Annotated in this window: 18 protein-coding genes and 2 pseudogenes; 7 read left to right on the top strand and 13 right to left on the bottom strand. The window is 70.6% G+C overall.

The window, feature by feature from the left end:
• Positions 1-12 precede the first annotated feature (12 nt).
• Entirely contained in the window at positions 13-366 is a 354-nt protein-coding gene (locus L6E17_RS15910) for a helix-turn-helix domain-containing protein (protein ID WP_236241436.1), read from the top strand.
• A 314-nt stretch (positions 367-680) separates the two neighbouring features.
• Here L6E17_RS15910 and L6E17_RS15905 read toward each other — a convergent pair whose 3' ends face one another.
• The 3 genes from L6E17_RS15905 to L6E17_RS15895 all read right to left on the bottom strand — a co-directional run bounded on the left by L6E17_RS15905 (position 681) and on the right by L6E17_RS15895 (position 1881).
• Positions 681-1007: a hypothetical protein gene (locus L6E17_RS15905; RefSeq protein ID WP_236241722.1), complete on the bottom strand. Its 327-nt coding sequence runs from the start codon at positions 1005-1007 to the stop codon at positions 681-683.
• A gap of 239 nt (positions 1008-1246) precedes the next feature.
• A complete protein-coding gene (locus L6E17_RS15900; RefSeq protein WP_236241435.1) occupies positions 1247-1597 on the bottom strand; it encodes a hypothetical protein in 351 nt (116 codons plus the stop codon).
• Between the two features lie 14 nt (positions 1598-1611).
• Positions 1612-1881: a hypothetical protein gene (locus L6E17_RS15895; RefSeq protein ID WP_236241434.1), complete on the bottom strand. Its 270-nt coding sequence runs from the start codon at positions 1879-1881 to the stop codon at positions 1612-1614.
• A gap of 57 nt (positions 1882-1938) precedes the next feature.
• Between L6E17_RS15895 and L6E17_RS15890 the strand changes: the two genes are divergently transcribed.
• Together L6E17_RS15890 and L6E17_RS15885 are read left to right on the top strand one after the other, a co-directional pair.
• Positions 1939-2532, top strand: coding sequence for a DUF4240 domain-containing protein (locus tag L6E17_RS15890; protein ID WP_236241433.1), 594 nt, complete (start codon positions 1939-1941; stop codon positions 2530-2532).
• A 96-nt stretch (positions 2533-2628) separates the two neighbouring features.
• Positions 2629-3629: pseudogene (locus L6E17_RS15885) on the top strand (IS630 family transposase).
• Here L6E17_RS15885 and L6E17_RS15880 read toward each other — a convergent pair.
• Positions 3630-4394 carry an SMI1/KNR4 family protein gene (locus tag L6E17_RS15880; RefSeq protein WP_236241431.1) on the bottom strand — a complete coding sequence of 255 codons (765 nt, stop codon included), beginning with the start codon at positions 4392-4394 and terminating at the stop codon, positions 3630-3632.
• Here L6E17_RS15880 and L6E17_RS15875 point away from each other — a divergent pair.
• The gene (locus L6E17_RS15875; RefSeq protein ID WP_236241430.1) at positions 4393-5088 is read left to right on the top strand and encodes a hypothetical protein; all 696 of its coding nucleotides are present in this window, start codon (positions 4393-4395) and stop codon (positions 5086-5088) included. The two genes, L6E17_RS15880 and L6E17_RS15875, sit on opposite strands and share 2 nt — an antisense overlap.
• 81 nt (positions 5089-5169) lie before the next feature.
• Here the strand turns inward: L6E17_RS15875 and L6E17_RS15870 are convergent, their stop codons facing one another.
• The 6 genes from L6E17_RS15870 to L6E17_RS15845 all read right to left on the bottom strand — a co-directional run bounded on the left by L6E17_RS15870 (position 5170) and on the right by L6E17_RS15845 (position 11124).
• Entirely contained in the window at positions 5170-5661 is a 492-nt protein-coding gene (locus tag L6E17_RS15870) for a DUF6228 family protein (RefSeq protein ID WP_236241429.1), read from the bottom strand.
• A 33-nt stretch (positions 5662-5694) separates the two neighbouring features.
• Positions 5695-6159, bottom strand: a complete 465-nt coding sequence (locus L6E17_RS15865; RefSeq protein WP_236241721.1) for a DUF2199 domain-containing protein — start codon at positions 6157-6159, stop codon at positions 5695-5697.
• Positions 6160-6283: 124 nt separating this feature from the next.
• A complete protein-coding gene (locus L6E17_RS15860) occupies positions 6284-7234 on the bottom strand; it encodes a hypothetical protein (RefSeq protein ID WP_236241428.1) in 951 nt (316 codons plus the stop codon).
• Positions 7231-8268 carry a TniB family NTP-binding protein gene (locus tag L6E17_RS15855; RefSeq protein WP_236241427.1) on the bottom strand — a complete coding sequence of 346 codons (1038 nt, stop codon included), beginning with the start codon at positions 8266-8268 and terminating at the stop codon, positions 7231-7233. The genes L6E17_RS15860 and L6E17_RS15855 overlap by 4 nt, the downstream gene beginning before the upstream one ends.
• Entirely contained in the window at positions 8259-10382 is a 2124-nt protein-coding gene (locus tag L6E17_RS15850) for a Mu transposase C-terminal domain-containing protein (protein ID WP_236241426.1), read from the bottom strand. Before L6E17_RS15850 ends, L6E17_RS15855 begins: the two co-directional genes overlap by 10 nt.
• Positions 10348-11124 carry a TnsA-like heteromeric transposase endonuclease subunit gene (locus L6E17_RS15845; protein WP_236241425.1) on the bottom strand — a complete coding sequence of 259 codons (777 nt, stop codon included), beginning with the start codon at positions 11122-11124 and terminating at the stop codon, positions 10348-10350. Before L6E17_RS15845 ends, L6E17_RS15850 begins: the two co-directional genes overlap by 35 nt.
• Before the next feature lie 262 nt (positions 11125-11386).
• Here L6E17_RS15845 and L6E17_RS15840 point away from each other — a divergent pair, with 262 nt between their 5' ends.
• The 3 genes from L6E17_RS15840 to L6E17_RS15830 all read left to right on the top strand — a co-directional run bounded on the left by L6E17_RS15840 (position 11387) and on the right by L6E17_RS15830 (position 12894).
• On the top strand, positions 11387-11797 hold the full coding sequence (locus tag L6E17_RS15840) for a helix-turn-helix domain-containing protein (RefSeq protein WP_071269070.1): 411 nt from the start codon (positions 11387-11389) through the stop codon (positions 11795-11797).
• 28 nt (positions 11798-11825) lie between these two features.
• Positions 11826-12428 (top strand): hypothetical protein, encoded by a 603-nt coding sequence (locus L6E17_RS15835; protein WP_236241424.1) that lies wholly within the window; start codon positions 11826-11828, stop codon positions 12426-12428.
• Between the two features lie 124 nt (positions 12429-12552).
• Complete coding sequence (locus tag L6E17_RS15830) at positions 12553-12894, top strand: DUF2516 family protein (RefSeq protein WP_071269074.1); 342 nt, start codon at positions 12553-12555, stop codon at positions 12892-12894.
• Positions 12895-13351: 457 nt separating this feature from the next.
• On the opposite strand, the gene L6E17_RS15825 is transcribed toward L6E17_RS15830, so the two are convergent.
• The 3 genes and pseudogenes from L6E17_RS15825 to L6E17_RS15815 form a co-directional block, all read right to left on the bottom strand.
• Positions 13352-14590, bottom strand: a complete 1239-nt coding sequence (locus L6E17_RS15825; RefSeq protein WP_236241423.1) for a PP2C family protein-serine/threonine phosphatase — start codon at positions 14588-14590, stop codon at positions 13352-13354.
• Positions 14591-15204: 614 nt separating this feature from the next.
• Positions 15205-16290 (bottom strand): C40 family peptidase, encoded by a 1086-nt coding sequence (locus L6E17_RS15820; protein WP_236241422.1) that lies wholly within the window; start codon positions 16288-16290, stop codon positions 15205-15207.
• A gap of 104 nt (positions 16291-16394) precedes the next feature.
• Positions 16395-17227 (bottom strand): annotated as a pseudogene (locus tag L6E17_RS15815) (trans-aconitate 2-methyltransferase).
• Between the last annotated feature and the right edge of the window lie 334 nt (positions 17228-17561).

Raw genomic sequence — 17561 nt, 5'->3', positions numbered from 1 at the left:
GTAGGACCGACGATGACCCGCAGCCGGGCCCAGGACACGGAGGTGTGCGGCGTGACCGCCGCCATCGCCGTGATCGACGGCAAGTGGAAGACGCTGCTGCTGTGGCTGCTGGAGTCCGGGCCGCGTCGGCCGGGTGAGATGCGCCGGCTCGCGCCGGGCCTCAGCGAGAAGGTGCTGACCCAGGCACTGCGCGAGATGAAGTCCGACGGCCTGGTGCACCGGGAGGTGCACGAGGGGCTGCCGTTGAAGACCGTGTACTCGCTGACCCCGTTCGGGCGCGACCTGGCCGAAGCGCTCGGGCCCCTCGCGGACTGGGGCCACCGCCGCCTGGAGCGTCTCACCGAAGCCTCCGTGAAGGCTTCCTGAGGCTCCGTCATCCTCCTTCCGTGCCGGGCGACTCACCACCAGAGTCGCCCAGCCCCACGGCACCCACAAGTACCCACAAAAAGGTGGCTACAGCCGCACGCGGCCCCCTGAGCGGCATGCCGCGGCACGGTACGGCGGCGAAGAGGCGACGCGCCCAGGCGCCCGGCATCTGGCGCCTGGCGCCCGGCACCTGGTGCCCGGGGAGCGGTGCCCAGTGCCCGGGGAGCGATGCCCGGCGCCCGGTGTCCGGGGAGCGGTGCTCGGCGCCCGGTGCCCGGGGCGCGGCGGGCTGCGGGCGGCTGCGGGCGGCGGCGTCAGCCGGAGACCGGCCGGCCCCCGTCGAGGAACCGCAGCAGCACCTCGGCTTCGGCGCGCAGCCGCTCCGCCCGCCCGGCGTGCGCGGGAGCAGTCAACTGCCCCGCCGCAGCGAGCCGTTCGGCGACCTCGGCCCGCAGGACCGCCTGTACCTCGCGCTCCGTCAGCTCACGGCGCGCGACCTCCGTGGCACCGGCCCCCACCGGTGCCGCCTCCAGAGCCCCGGCGGCCGGAGCGGCAGCGTCAAGGGGCACCGCCTCCGCGTTGTCGAGCGCGGCGAGCGCCGCCCGCAGAGCGCTCACGGCGACCTTGTCCCGCGCGCGCATGGCCGCGGACAGCGCTTGACGCATGGGGACCCGTACCCGTACCGACATGCGGCGACCCTACGGCCACCGGTCCGCCGAGGCGACCGGATATGCCCCGGCCCCCGACATACCCACCGGCCCGCGAACTTCGGCACCGCAGGCCGCCGCCGGTGTCCTGTCTCAGTGAAGGTGAATCACGGCGAGGTCATGACCAGTGATGGGTCATCTTGAGTGAGACGCGGTGCGGCCTGACGTCTCGGTCAATCTGAGAACTGTGCACCCTGGGCTGCTTCGCGCTCGGCCGCGAACTCGTCGAGGAGCTTGAACAGGACCTTGATCGCGTGTTGTTCGTCCTCAGGTGGAAGGTTCCAGATGTCGTCCCAGCCGTTCGGGATGGCGACGTGGAGAACCTGGCCGGGCCAGGCGTGGCTGCAGTCACGTCCGCGACGGGCGACAAGCCAGTCGTGCCAGCCGGTGAGGCCGTGACCACCATGCCGGAGAGCGTGCTGGTCGTAGCCGGTCAGGAACGCGGTCAGCATGTGGAAGGAGGTCTTGCCGACGAACATGCCGGGACGTTGGCCAACGCTGGCGAAGTACTCGCGTTCGGTCATTTCCGAGAGGGGTTTCATGCGTCCGAGCCCTTGTGATCAGTGGTGTCGCTGTCCGGGACCGGACGAAGCCTGCGGCGGGCTGCTTCCAGACGTTCGGCGTAGTCCGCTGCGAAGATTCCCGGTAGCGACTTGTCGAGCGTTCCGGCGATGCGGTGAAGGGGCGCCCAGACCGCCGCATCGTCGACGAGCAGGCTGAGGTCCGTCATCTGCACCTGCTCCAGCCAGTCCGACAGGACCAGCGCCTCATCCGAGGTGAGCTTGATGATGATCTCCGGATCTTCCACCACTCGAACATAGTCCGTGGACCGGGTGTTGTCAGAGGTGCCTGGCACAGTGCCGTTGTGGACATCGATTCTTTCTGGGACCTCATCGAGGAGTGCCGGCGGCAGGTGCAAGGGCCAGACGAACGGCTCGCGTGGCTGCGTGGCGAACTGTCGCGAAGGTCGCTGACTGAGGTGGTGCAGTTCCAGGTGCGCTTGGACGAGGTGACGCACGAGGCGTTCACGTGGGACCTGTGGGCAGCCGCGGATAGGATCTTCGGCGGTTGGTGTACGGACGACGGGTTTTGCTACTTCGGCCTGTGGATGGTGAGTCTCGGCCGGGATGTGTTCTCCCAAGCGGTGGCCAACCCTGATGCCCTGGCCGACGCCCCGGAAGTCCAGGGCCTGCTGGGGCGTCCGCGGGAGGTGTGGAACGACGACTGGCCAGGGTGGGAGTCGCTCGACTATGTCGCCATGGAGGCGTACGGGATCCTGACCGGCGTCGATGACGAGTGCGGCGAGGCGTTCTACGACGCCCTCGACGCCGAGCAGCGCAATAGTGGCGACAGTTCTGAGCCGCTTGGCAAGCGGTGGGACGTGCGGTGCGAGGATGAGGCTTCCCTCCGGCTGCCGAGACTGAGCGCGATGTTTCCCTTGCGATCACTCACTTATTGATCAGAAACGGTTTGGGTTCTGGGTCGTTGGGTGGGTGTGAGCGATCTGGTGGGGGACGCGCGGCATCTGTCGCCGTCGGCGCAGGAGGCCCTGCGGCTGCGGGCGGTGGCCGCTCTGATGGCGGGGCGGGACCGCGAGGACGTGGCGGCAGTGTTCGGGGTGTCGCTGAAGGCGGTCGACGGCTGGTGGGCGAAGTGGCAGGCCGGTGGTCGGGAGGCCCTGGTCATGCGTCCTCGGGGTAAGCCGGTCGGTGTGCACCAGGTGCTCGGGGAGGCCGAGCAGGCCGCGGTGCGGCAGGCGGTCCTGGACCACCGGCCGTGTGACGTGGGGCTTTCCGGTCAGCTGTGGACACGGCGGCTGGTGGGCGAGCTGATCGCGAAGCTGTACCGGGTGCGGCTGACCGAGGTGGGGGTGGGCAAGTATTTGAAGCGATGGGGGCTGTCCTTCCAGCGCCCGGACAAGCGGGCCGTCGAGCAGGACCCCGAGGCCGTCCGGCGCTGGCATGAAGAGACCTGGCCGAAGATCCGCGTGCAGGCGAAGAAAGACGGCGGCGAGATCCTCTTCGCCGACCAGGTCGGCATCCGATCCGACCAGGTCACCGGCCGCACCTGGGGTGAGAAGGGGAAGACGCCCGTCGTGCGGCGGAGCGGGAACCGGTTCTCCGTGAACGCGATGTCGGCGATCAGCACCAAGGGCCGGATGCACTTCATGGTCTTCACCGAGTCCTTCACCGCCGAAGTGATGTGCCGCTTCCTGGGCCGGCTCGCCGGCCACTTCGACCACAAGGTCCACCTCGTGGTCGACGGTCACTCCGCGCACCGCTCGAAGAAGGTCCGCGACTGGCTCGCCGCCCACCCCGATGATGTAGAGCTGCACTTCCTGCCCCGTACTCGCCCGAGCTGAACCCCGACGAGCTGGTCAACGCCGACCTCAAGCACAGCCTGCCCAAGCAGCACCGGGCCCGCGACCAGGCCGAACTCGCTGCCGAAACCCGCCGCTTCTTCCGCAGGCGTCAGCGTCAGCCGCACATCGTCCGCGGCTACTTCGGTGGCCCACACGTCCGCTACGTCATGGACGAGAACCCCATGAGTTTCTGATCAATAGAAGGGCAGCTCATCGGCCTCGGGGAGCTCGGAGTACCCGCACGCCCATTGCCCAGGGACAGCCGAGTAGATCGACTGCAGGTCGGCAGCTGTCCTTCCTCGAACGTGCAACCAGCTGTGGTCGTCCTGTCCGTCCAAGCGCAGGAGCTTCCCCGGCGCCGAAAACCAGCGCACAGGTGCTTCCTCCATCCCCGTCCACATCGGGTAGTCGGGAAAGTCCACGTGCGTGAACCACCTCGGTAGCTCACTGATCAGCTCGGCGGGCAGTTCACAGGCGTTATAGAGTCGCCCTTCGCCGAGGAGCGTCTCACTGAGCACGAGTTCGACCCAGGCGAGAGAGGCCCTCTCCAGGAAGGGGATCCAGCCGTCTCGCGACTGCACGAACACCGGCGGATCGACCTGATCGAGGTCTCGAAGACGAACGCCCCAGAAGGCACACCCTTGGTTCTCGCTGCGGAAGACCAGGACTCCTCCGAACTCATCGTGCACGAAGAGTTCAGAGGCGGGCAGTAGCGGATCCTGGTTCCCCGTGAGATCGCGCCGCGTGGCTCCGAGAAGCGAATAGCCCTCGCGTAGCGCCACTGGCAAGCGGAACCCCAGGGCTGCCTCGGCCTGCTCCAACTCTGCCTCGTGCGCGCCGGAGCTGACGCCCAGCGGCGCCGACCATGCTGCCGCGAAATCACGGACAAAGTCCCAGGCCTGCCGTCTGTCGCGTATCCCGCCGCGCAGAGCCTGAGCCACGTCGAAAGACCCGACCATGTCGCTGACGGTACAGGGTCATGAGCTGAGCCTGGTCTGCATCCTGGAGATCGCAGGACATGACGGCCCGCTGGGCGCAGGCCCAGAGGAAACTCCTCGCCTTGCGGGGGCAGCGGCGTGCATTCTGGGCTGTCATACCTTGCACTCGACATCGGGAAGTGACGTGACGGATACCCTCCAGCAGCCTGATCCGGAGATGCTGAGCGCGGCCGTGATGGGCTACTACCAGGCTGTGCAGCGCTTCTTGCGGGACGTCACGCGAGTCACTGAGCACGACGACGGTTTTGCTGCCCTCGCCTCCGCAACGGAGTGCCTGTTCTGGCTGTGCTCACTCGAAGAGCAGATGCGCGAGAACGATCCGACGTATTTGAGTGACGCCGACAACTACGGCCGAAGGCTCGTTCAGGGAGCGCGCTGGGCGCGCAACCAGGCCACACATCAACTGGCCTTCATCATCGCTCAGTCCGACGGTCCGCAGTACCCACAGTCCGACGCCGCAGCGCTGGTCGAGGTCGTGTGGCGGCCCGCCGACGAGATGCCGGTGCCGAAGCGGGAGTACCAGAAGCAACGCGAAGCCTATGATCAGTATCTGGCCGGGCGTCCTGTACGCATCACCTTCGATCACATCAAGGGTTTCTTCGCGTCCGAGCAGAACCGGGCCGGTTCGCTGCTCAACCGCAGCACCATGGCGTGACGGCGTCCGCAGCCCGATCAGATCTCGCCCCGCGTTGTCGTGATTGATGCCACTTCGTGTATCAGGAGGCGGATCTGGGCGTCATCGACCTGGCGGTGGGACATCCATCGGTGGGTGGGCGACGTGCTCCACAGCCAGAAAGTGCCGGATATCGGATGCGAAGGACGACATCTGCTCGCCGGCCTCCAACCAGGTGGTCACCGAGGTGCTCCAGTCGCCTGCCACGCTCCGCCAGGGACGAATAGTCCAGGTCAGGCCGATGTAACCGCCGGAGCGGAAGACGGCAGAGACAGCGAGGTCGCGGTCCATGGTGTGCCAGGTCCGCTCACCTGCCCAGCCCCAGTAATCTGCGGCCAGCGCGTCCAGGAACGTGGTGAGGTCGTTGTCACAGATCCAGGCGACCACCTCGTTGACACGGGCGATCAGGCCAGGCGCCCGGGCTTCTACGGCGTAGTGGACAGAGTCCTGGTCGAAGCTGAATCGGTCGCAGAACGCCACGCTCACTGATGAGTTGTCCTGGCAACGGACGGTCACGCTGGGCTTGTCGTCGAGGTGGCTGTCTGGGGATGTCATGCACGGAACGCTAGGTCAGTGCTGCCTTGATCGTCATCCGGATTCGCTCCTGGCACCGTGCAAGAGAGATTCGGCGATTTCGCGTACGCGGTCCATGGTGATTCCGACGCGCTGTTCGACAGCGAGCGGGTGGTCGGTGGGTTCGAGCTCGATGAGGGGACGCTCACCGACTGGGCGGGTGTGGAGGTTGGTCTTCAGGTTGATGGTGGTGGGGGAGTAGATCGTCAGCTCGGTGGTGAGCCAGCCGAAGTACGGCTTCTCCGACTCGCGTCCCGGCGTGTCCCACAGGTCAGCCGCGCGGGAGAAGTTCTCACGGCTGAGGGAGACCCAGACGCCCCAGGAGAACACCTCGTCGCTGCCGATGACCGGTATCTCGATCAAGCCCTTGACGAAGTAGTGCTGCGCCTGGATGACGCACTGATCGGCGGACAGTAGGCAGTCAGGGGCATCGGCGAAATTCGGGTCCCAGACGTAGGGGGCCGTGGCGGAGTAGTTCATCGGCAGCTCGCCGTGGTGCCTGCCGCAACACGTGCAGGTGAATCCGAGATCGTTGGCCATGGGGAGGAGCCTAGTGATCTCGCCCGTCTCGCTGAAGGTGAGGAAGGGCTTGACCTGCGGAGTGTCAAGGCAGGAGAGACAGAGGGAGCTCGCCTGTCTCGCTCAATTTCAGGAGTCTGGCATAGGCGTCCATGCGCTTGGCCAGCGTGGCGAGGGCGTCTCGCATCCAGGGCCCCGTGATGGAGCGAGGGCGGTAGTCGAGGGGAAAGCGACGGGCGAACTCGTCAGGGACTTCACGTTCCGCGTCTTCGGAGGACCCTCGTGCGATGCGCCGCAAGGTGCGTGACGCGATCATTGCCGTGAACTTGACGACCTGGGGATAGCGGGACGCCTGGCGACGGCGGTCGAAGGAGCCAAGGCGGTATCGGACGTCAGGGACATCGATTTCGCAGAGGCGATCGAGTAGTTCTTCGGCATCGCTCCGGACTAGTCCTCGCTTGTCCAGGTTGGTCCAGAGCCGGTCGCAGTGTCGGTAGCACTCGGTCATGAACGGTTCGCCGTGCCGCCGAACAAGCCGGTTCAAGGCGATCTGGGCCCGGACGACTTGTGGAACCGTGGTTAGGTCGAGCTGGTGGCGGTGAGTCGTGATACCGGTGCCAATCCAGAGGTTGTGCTTGATGCAAACGTTCTCGAAGTGGGTGGCGACGTGAACGGTAATCGGCATTGTGCTTCCGGACTGGGCGACGCAGCGGCGGCAGGCGAAACGGGTGGTCACGCCGAGTTTCTTCGGAACAGGGGCGATGTCTGGAGCGTGGCATCGCAATTCGGGGAGGGCCCAAGCGAGGCTGGTGCGGGGCTGGTCGCTGAGGATGCGCAACAGCTCCAGTTCGTTCAGAGAGCAGCCGAGCCAGCGTGAAGGCGCACGAAGGAGGCGAGCCTTGGTCTGATTCGCTGCCGCGAGGCGGTCGGTGTAGGAAGCGACGGTCTCGTTGGCGAACGGAACGACGGTGTGCGGCAAGGGGCGGGCGATGATCGGGGTGAACGGGAGTGACGAGACAGCTGCCGGTGTGCTCATCCCGCCGCTGCCTCTCCGCGGTAGTCACGCTCGCTGGCGTGGTCGACGCGAAGTCGGTGGAGCTGCCGGCGGGTGATGCGTTCGCTGCCGTCGAGGATCGCGGAGATGGCGGCCAGCCGGACCAGGTGGGACAGGCTGCCAATCATGCCGCCGGTGCGCTGGTAGAGGTAGTCCGACAGTTCCACCAGGGTTCCGGGCTTGTAGTGGTGCAGCCGCAGGGTGGCTTCCAGCTGCGCGACCAGACCCTCCCACTCGGAGCCCCTGGGGAAGGGGCCGGTATGCAGGAGCGTGCAGCGGCCAGCGATCTGGTCGCCTCGGATGCCGGTGAACAGCCCGGAGTGCTCGACATCGATCCCGGCATAGACGAACGTAGCGGGCAGGTGCTCGGTGAAGTACTTCAGGTGGTCGGACAGCTCCTCGCCGGCGGTGGTGGCCAGGTTCATCAGGTGGATCTCGTCCACCAGCACCAGATCGGTGCGGGCCTCGATGAGGACCTGGCAGACCGCGTTGGTGACATCCGCGGTGTTGGCACGGGGAGTGATCGACGGCAGGCCGAGGAAGCGGGCGAACTCCATCGCGAGCTTGCGGGCCGAGCCCTTGGGCGGGGCGGTGACGTAGACAACCGGGATGCGTCGGCCGCCGGGATAGCGCTGGCGGACGCGCAGTTCGTGCAGGCGGCCGAGCTGTTTGAGTGCGGTCGTCTTCCCCGTGGTCCGCTCCCCAGAGATGATCAGCCCGCGGCGGGCGCCTTCTTCGCGACGGTTCAGCAGGGTCAGCAGCCGCCCCTGGTGGGCGACTTCCCTGACCGTGGAGGTGCGCACGACTTGCAGTTCGGAGTGGTAGTCGATGCGGGCCTCGTCGTAGGCGGCGCGCGCACGGTCATCCATGGCCTCCCACTGCGCCGTGGGAAGGAGGTCGAAGGTCGCGTGATCCTTCTCGACGAACCGGCGCCACCCGCTCAGCGAGGTGGGCGGTTCGATCCGCTCGTCGTCGCCCGGCGCCTGCTCGGGCTCCTCGGGTGTATTCACCACCATCGTTTCGCCTCCTCCCGGGCGTCGAAGATGCCCAGCGGCACCACCTTCGCCACCTCCTCCATCTCCTCGGCGGTCTCGGGATCCGGGGCCGGTTCGAGCCGGGACGTCGGGCCGGCCGTCGGCGGCTCGGGGCGGGGCCAGGCCGGGGTGCTGGTCGCCCTGGCGCGGGCGGCGACCTTGCGGTCGCGCCGCTCGGCCGCTCGGCGCCCGCCCTTGCCGCGGCGGGCGGGCCGCCCGGCCCCGCCCTCGGGACCGTCGGCCGCGCGGTCCAGCAACTCAGCAGCAACTTGCGCGACTTCCTCCTCGTGCGGCCGGCGGCCAGCGCGTTCGGCCAGCACCTGGTGGGCCCGGTCGAAGACCAGCTCACCCATCGGGACCGGGCAACTCCGCAAGTGGCGCCAGGTCGCGGTGATCCACCCTTCGCTGCGGTGGTTGCGTACCCAGACGCAGGAGATGTCGTAAGGGTCGTAGTGAACCTCCCAGAGCCTGCCGTCCGGCCCGGCCCCGGAGGGCTGGCGCCTGCAGGGGCCCAGCTCGCGGGCGTCGTAGGTTCGGTTGTTGATCCGCACCCCGCCAGGGCCGACGACCCGCCACTCGCGCGGCATGAGCTGGATGTACTCCTCCGGGCTGAGCGCGACCGGCACGTACCCGGCTGCCGAGACCAACGCGGCGTACTTCTCGTTCGGACTCAGCGGACGGTCCGGCATCAGCGGGTCCCGAAGCCCGTCGTGCGGCCTGACCTGCCAGACGGCGACGACCCATTCCTGAAGGAGTTCCTGGAGTTCGTGGATTGACCAGGCCGCCTGCGCGGCCGGGTCCTTGCCCCGCATCTCCGCGCTGCGGCCGGTGTAGCCGGCCACGTACTGGGCGAACATCGTCGCCACCGACCCCAGCGTCCGCTCGATGTGCGGCTTGTCGGTCGGGGTGTCCGGGTGCGCGGGCTGGAACGAGATCCCCAGGTGCCGGCAGGCATTGCGGAAGTTGTCCGAGATGAACGCCTTGCCGCGGTCGCTGACCACTGTCTCCGGAACGATCACCGGCTTCGCGGCGGCCTTGGCCAGCCGCTCGTCCAGTGGCAACAACGAGGCATAGGGCAGCACCGAACGCGACATGCGCAACGCGTCCGACCAGCCGGGCCGCGTCGGCTCCGGCGTCATCGCCCGGGCCAGCAGCAGCGCGGCGTCCACCGCCTTCGTCGACGGCCGCAGCACCACCGCCGCCAGCGTCCTGGTCGCCAGATCCACCAGCCCGGTCAGCTCGCAGCGGTCCACCGTTCCGTCATCGTGGACGACCATCACGTCCAGCGGCGTGGAGTCGATCTCCATCACCTCACCCGGCCGGACCGCGGTCAGCTGCCCGAACATCCGCTTCGGCTGCTTTCCCAGCGCACGGCGTGTGCGGGCCGATCCCAACAGGTGCCGCCCTGTCGAAACCGCCTCCAGCAGCCGGTAGAACGTCGCCCTGGACGGCATCGGGACTTCTCCGGCGCCGTGCTCGTCCGCCAAGAGGCGTTCGACCTGGCGCCGCAGCACCTGCGCGGACACCGTCGCCTCATTGGTCCGGCGGTTCACGACCTGCTCGATCGCGGCCACCACCCGCGGATCGGCCCGGCCCGTGCCGGTGGCCGGCTTGCGCTGCCGCCCGTCCACCAAACCCGCCACCCCGTCACGCTCGAAGCGGGCCCGCATCCGGCGCAGCGTGCTCAGCGCCACCTCCTCGCCGCCCTGCCGTAGTTCGGCGAGCTTGGCCAGCTCCCGCTGACGCACCGAGTGCACCTCCGGGTCGTACTCGGCCCTCATGGGGGCGTGCGGATCACCATCCACGCGGCCCGTCATCAGCTCGGTCAGATGCCGCTGCCACCACCAGGCCCGCTCCACCACTTCCTCCGGCAGCCCATCCAGCACGCCCTCCTCCGGCAACGGCGGGCGCGAAGGGCCGGTGCTGAGCACGGCGAAGCCCTCCGAGGCCAGCAGATGCCCCAGCAGCACGACGCTCGCCGCCTGGGCGTCGTCGACCAGGCGGACCGATGTGCCGTGCAGGGCGGCCACGGTGTGCTCCCGCCTGTCGAAGCGGACCCTGTCACCCAGCGACAGCAGCCGCGGACGCGTCGGCATCCCAGCCCACCTCCCTCACGGCTGCGGGCGCCGGCCGCACCAGCGACGCCGCTGACAAGCGCTCGGTCCGGAGTTCCGCTGTCAGCTCGCGGCGCCAGAGCAGGTGGTAGAGCACCGGCAGCACCGCGAGCGGATCCCCGACCGCGCGAGCCCCGGCCAACAGCCCCAGTGGCTCGCTGAACGCTGCCAGCAGAGCACCTGCCACCGGCTCCTGCCGAACCCTGGGATGCCGGTAGCCCGACAGCCACCGCAGATTCGCCGCCAACACCGGATCGAGAACCCCGACCCGTTCGTAGCCCCAGCCGACCCGGGCGCAGGCCTCTGCCGTCGCTGTGAACTTCGCCGCATCCCCGGGCTCGATCCGCTCGTCCGGGCGCACGTCCAGCACGATGGCAGTGCCGTCCCGGCGGCGTACGAAGTAGTCCGGTGTGTGCCTGATCCGCCGGCCCCGTCCGCCGTACCGCCAGGACAGCCGGAACGGCTGTGAGGCCACCGCCACCACGTCCGGTTCGGCGTCGAGCCTCATCAGGTGCCCGAGCTCCCCCCACGACTCGTAGCCCACCAGCTCGGCGCAGGTCGCAGCCCAGTACCAGCCCGAGAAGTTGCGCTGCCCCCTGTACGACGGGAACGCACGCACCTGCCTGGCCATCTCGAACCGGACAGGCCACATCACGTCAAGCGGACCGGCGTGTGACTCGCCGCGGGCATCGGCGTACTCCAGCCAGAAGTCCTCCGCCTCCACCAGGCACCCCCACTAACCGCCGACCAGGTACGACGACGGTAGGGATCCGGCTACGGCGGCGGGTCAGGAAGAGCGAGACAGATCGACAGATGGCCAAGGTTGACTGAGACGTGTGACCAGATGGTTCACATGGACCGAGACTGGCTCACCTTCAGCGAGACACGTCAGCCGGCCCTGATGGCGCCGCCGGGCTTCCCGCTGTTGCATGCTGTGCTGCAAGCAGATGCTTGCAATAGTTAGCGGGATGGGGCAGCATCGGGGCATGGCATCGCTCCACGTCGGCAGTCTTGGCGAGTTCCTCCGCGAGCAGCGGCGCAGTGCGCAGCTCTCGCTGCGGCAGCTGGCCGAGGCGGCCGGAGTGTCGAACCCGTACCTGAGCCAGATCGAGCGCGGGCTGCGCAAGCCGAGCGCGGAGGTGCTCCAGCAGGTCGCCAAGGCGCTGCGGATCTCCGCCGAGACGCTGTACGTGCGCGCCGGCATCCTCGACGAGCGGGACCGCGAGGAGGTGGAGACACGGGCCGCCATCCTCGCCGATCCGTCGATCAACGAGCGGCAGAAGCAGGTGCTGCTCCAGATCTACGACTCCTTCCGCAAGGAGAACGGGTTCGACGCCCACCCCGCGCCGGAGGGCGACGGCGGTGCCGGAGCAGGCGCAGGAACGACCGAACGCTGACCGCGCTACACGGGAGGAACCCAACCCCATGGCCATCATCGACGAGCTGCGCACCCCCCTGTACTTCGCCGCCGGAACGGCCGATCTCGCCGTGCAGCAGGCGCGCAGGATCGCCGCGGAGGCCCCGGCCCGCATCGAGCAGGTCCGCGCCACCGACCCCAAGGCCGTGCAGCAGAAGGTGACCGCCCAGGCCAAGGAGGCCCAGACGGTCGTCCAGACGAAGGTCGCCGAGCTCGTGGGCGGCCTCGACACCGACCTGAAGAAGCTGGGCGAGACCGCCCAGGGCCTCGCGCTGCGCGGGGCGGGCGTCGCCGCGGAGTACGCGGTGAGGGCGCGCGAGACCTACGAGAAGGTCGCCGAACGCGGCGAGCAGGCCGTGAGGACGTGGCGCGGCGACGCCGCCGAGGAGATCACCGAGATCGCCGTCGCCGTCGAGCCCGACCCCGAGCCGAAGACCGGGGCGTCGGCCGGCACGAAGTCCGGGCCGGCGGCCGCTGCCAAGACCGACTCCAAGACCGGCCCCGAGGCTGAGTGCAAGACCGACGCCACCGCGCCGGAGGCCGGCGCGCCGAAGAAGGCCCCGGCTCGCCGGACCGCGACCAGGAAGTCCGCGCCCGCCACCGACGCGTAGGTGCCGCAGGGAGCCCGGTCGGCGCCGCTCCGGGGGCCGGCCGGGCACATTCACGGAGACCGGAGCGTTGTACGGGTACGGTGACTACGAAGCGCTCCATCCACTTCACTAGGCGGTGCTCACCATGCTGATGGCCGGATTCAACTCCCTCATGGGACTCCTGTTCCTTGCCATGCTCGTCCTGGCCGTGGTGGCGCTGGTCTTCGCCGTCGTGGCACGCGAAGACGCCTACCGGGCCGCCGACAAGCAGAGCAAGCAGTTCTGGCTGATCATCCTGGGTATCACGGTCGTGGTGGACCTCTTCCTGCCCATGCTGTTCCTCCAGATCGCCGGCCTCATCGCCACCATCGTCTTCCTGGTCGACGTCCGCCCGGCCCTCCAGCAGGTGTCCGGCGGTGGCGGCGGCCGCGGTCGCCGCGGTTCCAGCAGCGACGGGCCGTACGGTCCCTACAACGGCGGCCGGTAAGCACCCCGAGAGCACCCCGCAGCCCCAGAGGCCCGGGCCGCCCCGACGGGCGGCCCGGGCCGTTGCGCGTGCGGCTCGGTTGCGCTGCGTGCCAGGGACCGCCGCCCGCGCCGCGCGGTGCGGGTCGCTGCCCGGTCCGGGCGTCATGATCCGTTGTGCCTGCGGCCTGGTGGCGCCGCGGGGCGTCGCACGGGCCGTGCTGCAAGCGCCGTTCCCCGCGCCGCGCGGTGGGGGCGCTGCTTTGTGCCGTGCGTCGCTGCCTTGCGCTGCGCGTCGCTGCCCGTTGCTCGCTGCCGCTTGCCGCAGTTCGTTTGCCGCAGTTGGTTTGCCGGTGTCGCGCGTCGCAGCCGCCCGTCGCTGCGGGGCGTGCCGCATCGCAGCCCGTCGCTCCGGGGTGTGCCGCGTCGTCCGTTGCGCGAGCGTGACTCCGAGTCCCTTACCCCGGGCAGCGCGGCCCTCAGCGGCCTTGCCGGTCCAGCAGCAGGACCGCCACGTCGTCCGTGAGCTCGCCGCCGTTCAGGTCCCGCACCTCCGCCACGGCCGCCTCCAGCAGCTCCTCGCCGCGCAGGCCGCCGGTCAGCAGCGACTCCACCATCGCGAGCATGCCGTCCTGGCCGAGCCTCGGCGACCCCGGGCCCGCCGACCGGCCCTCGATCAGCCCGTCCGTGTACATCATCAGGCTCCACGTCCCGCCCAACTCCACCTGGCGGCGCGGCCAGCGGGCGTGCGGCAGCAGGCCCAGCGCCGGGCCTCCGTCGTCGTTCGGCAGGAGCCGCGGGCCCAGTCCCGGCCGGGCGACGAGGGGCGCGGGGTGCCCGGCGAGGCACAGTCCGGCCCGGCGGCCGTCCGGCGCGATGTCCACGGTGCAGAGCGTCGCGAAGATCTCCTCGCTCTCCCGCTCGTGCTCCAGCACCCGCTGCAGCGTCGACAGGAGCTCGTCGCCGCACAGCCCCGCGAACGTCAGCGCCCGCCACGCGATGCGCAGCTCCACGCCGAGCGCCGCCTCGTCGGGGCCGTGCCCGCACACGTCGCCGATCATGGCGTGGACCGTGCCGTCGGGTGTGCGGACGGTGTCGTAGAAGTCGCCGCCGAGCAGGGCGCGCGAGCGGCCGGGCCGGTAGCGGGCGGCGAACCGCAGGTCCGAACCCTCCAGCAGCGGTGTCGGCAGCAGTCCCCGCTCAAGGCGGGCGTTCTCCTGGGCCCGCAGCCGCGACTCGGCGAGCTTCACCTGGACCGAGTCGGCGCGCTTGCGCTCCACCGCGTACCGGATGGCGCGGCTCAGCAGCGGCCCGTCCAGCTCCTCCCGGAACAGCCGGTCCTGCGCCCCGGCCCGGACCGCCTCCGCCGCCAGCTCGGCCCGCTCGGAGGTGGCCAGCGCCAGGACCGGGTGCCGGGGTGCGAGCCGGAGGATGCGGTGCAGCGGTTCCAGCGGGTCGTCGCCCTCGCGGCGGGCGTCCGCCGCCAGGTCCAGGTCGAGCAGGACGCAGTGCACGTCGTCCGTGAGCAGCCGCTCGGCCTCGGTGAGGTTCCTGGCCGTGCGGATCCGCACCCGGCTGCCGGCCGCGTCGACCAGCTCGGGGACGGTGAACGTGCCCGCAGGGTCGTCCTCGATCACCAGCAGGGTGAGGTCACCGCTTGACACGTCGATCGGGTGCACCCTCTGTCGCTGTGCGGGCACGGGCGCGGGTACGGGCATCGGTAAGGCTTCCTTCCCTCCCCCCGAGGGTGCGGCCGGAGCGCCAGGTCGACGCCCCGCCGGTCCGGACCATAGCGGCACCCGGGGCTCGAACGGAATGGTGATCACCGAAGAGGGGATGGCATATGCCCCACAAGGGGGAGGTAGTTGGGCAGGGCTCCATGACGAACATCACGCTTCGGACCCCGCTCCGTACGGTATGGCCCGCCACCCCGCCCGGCCCTTCCCCTCACCCGCCGCGACGCCCAGGCGCGAACCCCCCGTGCCCCGCGGCCGGACACGGCTCCTCGCCGCCTGCGGCTGCCCCTGCGCAGCCCTGGTGTCGGGGGCCCGAGCCTGTGCCCGCGTCGGGCCCCTCGCGGCGCGCGGCTGCCCTGTGCGGCGCCCTGTGTCCAGCGCCCGCTTACGGCGCCTCGCCGCTTGCCGCTGCCCCTGGGCGGTGCCCTGTGTCCGGCGCCCGCTTACGGCGCCTCGCCGCTTGCCGCTGCCCCTGTGCGGTACCCCGCGTCTGCGCCCGCGTCCCGCCCTTTCGCCGCTCCGCCACGGCCCGCCCGGCCCCGCGCGCGCGGTGGGTCGACCACCGGCCGGACCGGCCGGTGGGCCCGTGGCTGCGCCTACATGTCCGGGCGTACGACTCCGAGGATTGGCATCGAGCCCGCGCCCGCCACCGTCACGTCACGGCCCGGCCGCGGGGCGTGGACCATCAGTCCGTCGCCTATGTACATCGCCACGTGCGTCGCGTCCGCGTAGTAGATGATCAGGTCGCCCGGGCGCATGTCCCGGACCGCGACGCGCGGCAGCAGCCGCCACTGCTCCTGAGACGTCCGCGGTATCGCCCGGCCCGCCGCGGCCCACGCGCTCTGCGTCAGTCCGGAGCAGTCGTACGAGTCCGGGCCCTCCGCGCCCCACACGTACGGCTTGCCGGTCTGCGCCGTCGCGAACGCGATGGCCTTCCGGCCCTGCGGCCCGGCCGCCCGGTCGATGTCCTTCAGGACACCGGAGTCCAGCCAGGCCGTCTGCGACCGCTGCTGCGCCTGCCGCTCCAGCTCGCGCAGCCGCTTGCGCTCCTCGGCCTCCAGCCGGGACTCCAGCTTCTCCGCGGCGGCGATCTTCTCCTGGATGCGCTTCCTGGCCTTCTCCTGGGCCGCCCGGTGCTGCTCCAGCCGGTTCCACTCGGTGCCGGCGTCGTGCGTGTACGTCTGGAGGTCCGTCTGCCGCTGCTCCAGCTCGGCCAGCAGGTCACGCGTGGCCTTCAGCCCCTGGACGAGACGGCCGGCGCCGTCCAGGAACAGCTGCGGGTCGTCGGTGAGCACGAGCCTGGCCTCGTCCGGTATGCCGCCGTTGCGGTACTGGGCGCGGGCCGCCGCGCCGGCCCGCTGCCTCAGCTGCTCGATCCGGGCCTGGCCCGCCACGATAGCCTGCGACAGCCGCGCCACCTCGGCGGACTGCTTCTCGGCCCGCTCCTCGGCGAGGTTGTACGCGTCCGTGGCCGCGGCGGCCTGCCGGTACAGGTCCTCGATCTGGGTCCGCACCTGCTCCAGGCTCCGCTCCGGCTGCCGCGGCTGCTCCGCGGCGCCGGAACGGCTGGGCGCGGGCACGGGCGCCGCGTGCGCGGCCGCGGCCGGGACCAAGGCCGCGAGCACGGTCAGGGCGCACACCGCGGTGGCCGCGGCGGCGGCGCGACGGTGACGTCGGTTCACAGGCTCCCCCTCCTGGCAGCGACCAGCCGCTCCGATCTGACTTACCGTCAGTAACGTAGGCTCCCCGGCGATCGTGCCATGTCACCAGCGAAAGTAACAGGCGCCTACGACAACGGACCCGCCGCCCAGCCCCGCGGGGCCACCGCCTCCCACCGCACCGTCAGCTCCCCTGCCGCACCCGCCGCCGCCCGTCCACCAGCGGCCAGTCGGCCGCCAGCGCCGCCGCCGTGGCGATCCACCGCTGCCGCGCCCCCAGCGAGGCGTACGGCGCGGCCGCCGCCCAGGCCCGGTCGGCGTCCCGCAGGAACGCGTGGACCGGCTCCCCGGGGACGTTGCGGTGGATCAGTGCCTTCGGCAGCCGCTCCGCCAGGTCCGACGGCCGCTCCAGCGAACCCAGCCGGGTGGCGAACGTCACGGTGCGCGGCCCCTCGCGGTCCAGGGCGACCCACACGTGGCGGCGGCCGATCTCGTCGCACGTGCCCTCCACCAGCAGCCCGCCGGGCGCGAGGCGCGCGCGGAGCCGCGCCCACACGGCGGGCACCTGGTCCTCCTCGTACTGGCGCAGCACGTTCGCCGCCCGGATCAGGTCGACCTGGCCGGCGACCGGCACCTCGAAACCCCCGTGGACGAACGTGAGCCCTTCGCGGGCGTACGGCAGGGCGGCGGCGACCCGCTCCGGGTCGATCTCGACGCCCACGACGCGCGCCCGCGGGTCGGCGTCCCGCCGCAGCCTCGCCAGCAGCTCCACGGCGGTCCAGGGAGCGGCCCCGTACCCGAGGTCCACCGCGACGGGCGCGTCGGCGGCGCGCCGCAGGGCCGGGCCGTGCGCGGAGGCGATCCACCGGTCCATGCGGCGCAGCCGGTTGGGGTTGGTGGTCCCGCGGGTGGCGGCGCCGACGGGCCGGCCGCCGGCGGAACGGGAACTGCGCGGAACCATGCCCACGAGCCTAAGCGACCCGCCTGCCCCTTCCGCGGGGCCTCCCTGCGGCCCCCGTCCCGGGCCGCCTGCCCGTCTCCACCGGGGCACCTCCCGCCCGCCCGCACCGTGGGGCCTCCCTGCCGCCCGGGCCAGGCGTCGGCGCCCCAGGCCGTCGCCCGGCCGTCCGGCCGCACGGAAGCGGCACCCCCACCGGCACTCTCACGGTCACCCACCGGTCGCCCACCGGCAGCCCCCGCCCGCCCGCCGCCCGCCCGCCGCCCGCCCGGCGGACGGCAGGTCCCGTAATGAATTGGCAAAGCGGAAATGAAAGGGGCCGCCGCGGTGTTCTCCC

Source organism: Streptomyces sp. CC228A (assembly GCF_021390935.1).
Classification (GTDB): Bacteria; Actinomycetota; Actinomycetes; order Streptomycetales; family Streptomycetaceae; genus Streptomyces.
This window is presented reverse-complemented; position numbering and strand designations above follow the sequence as displayed.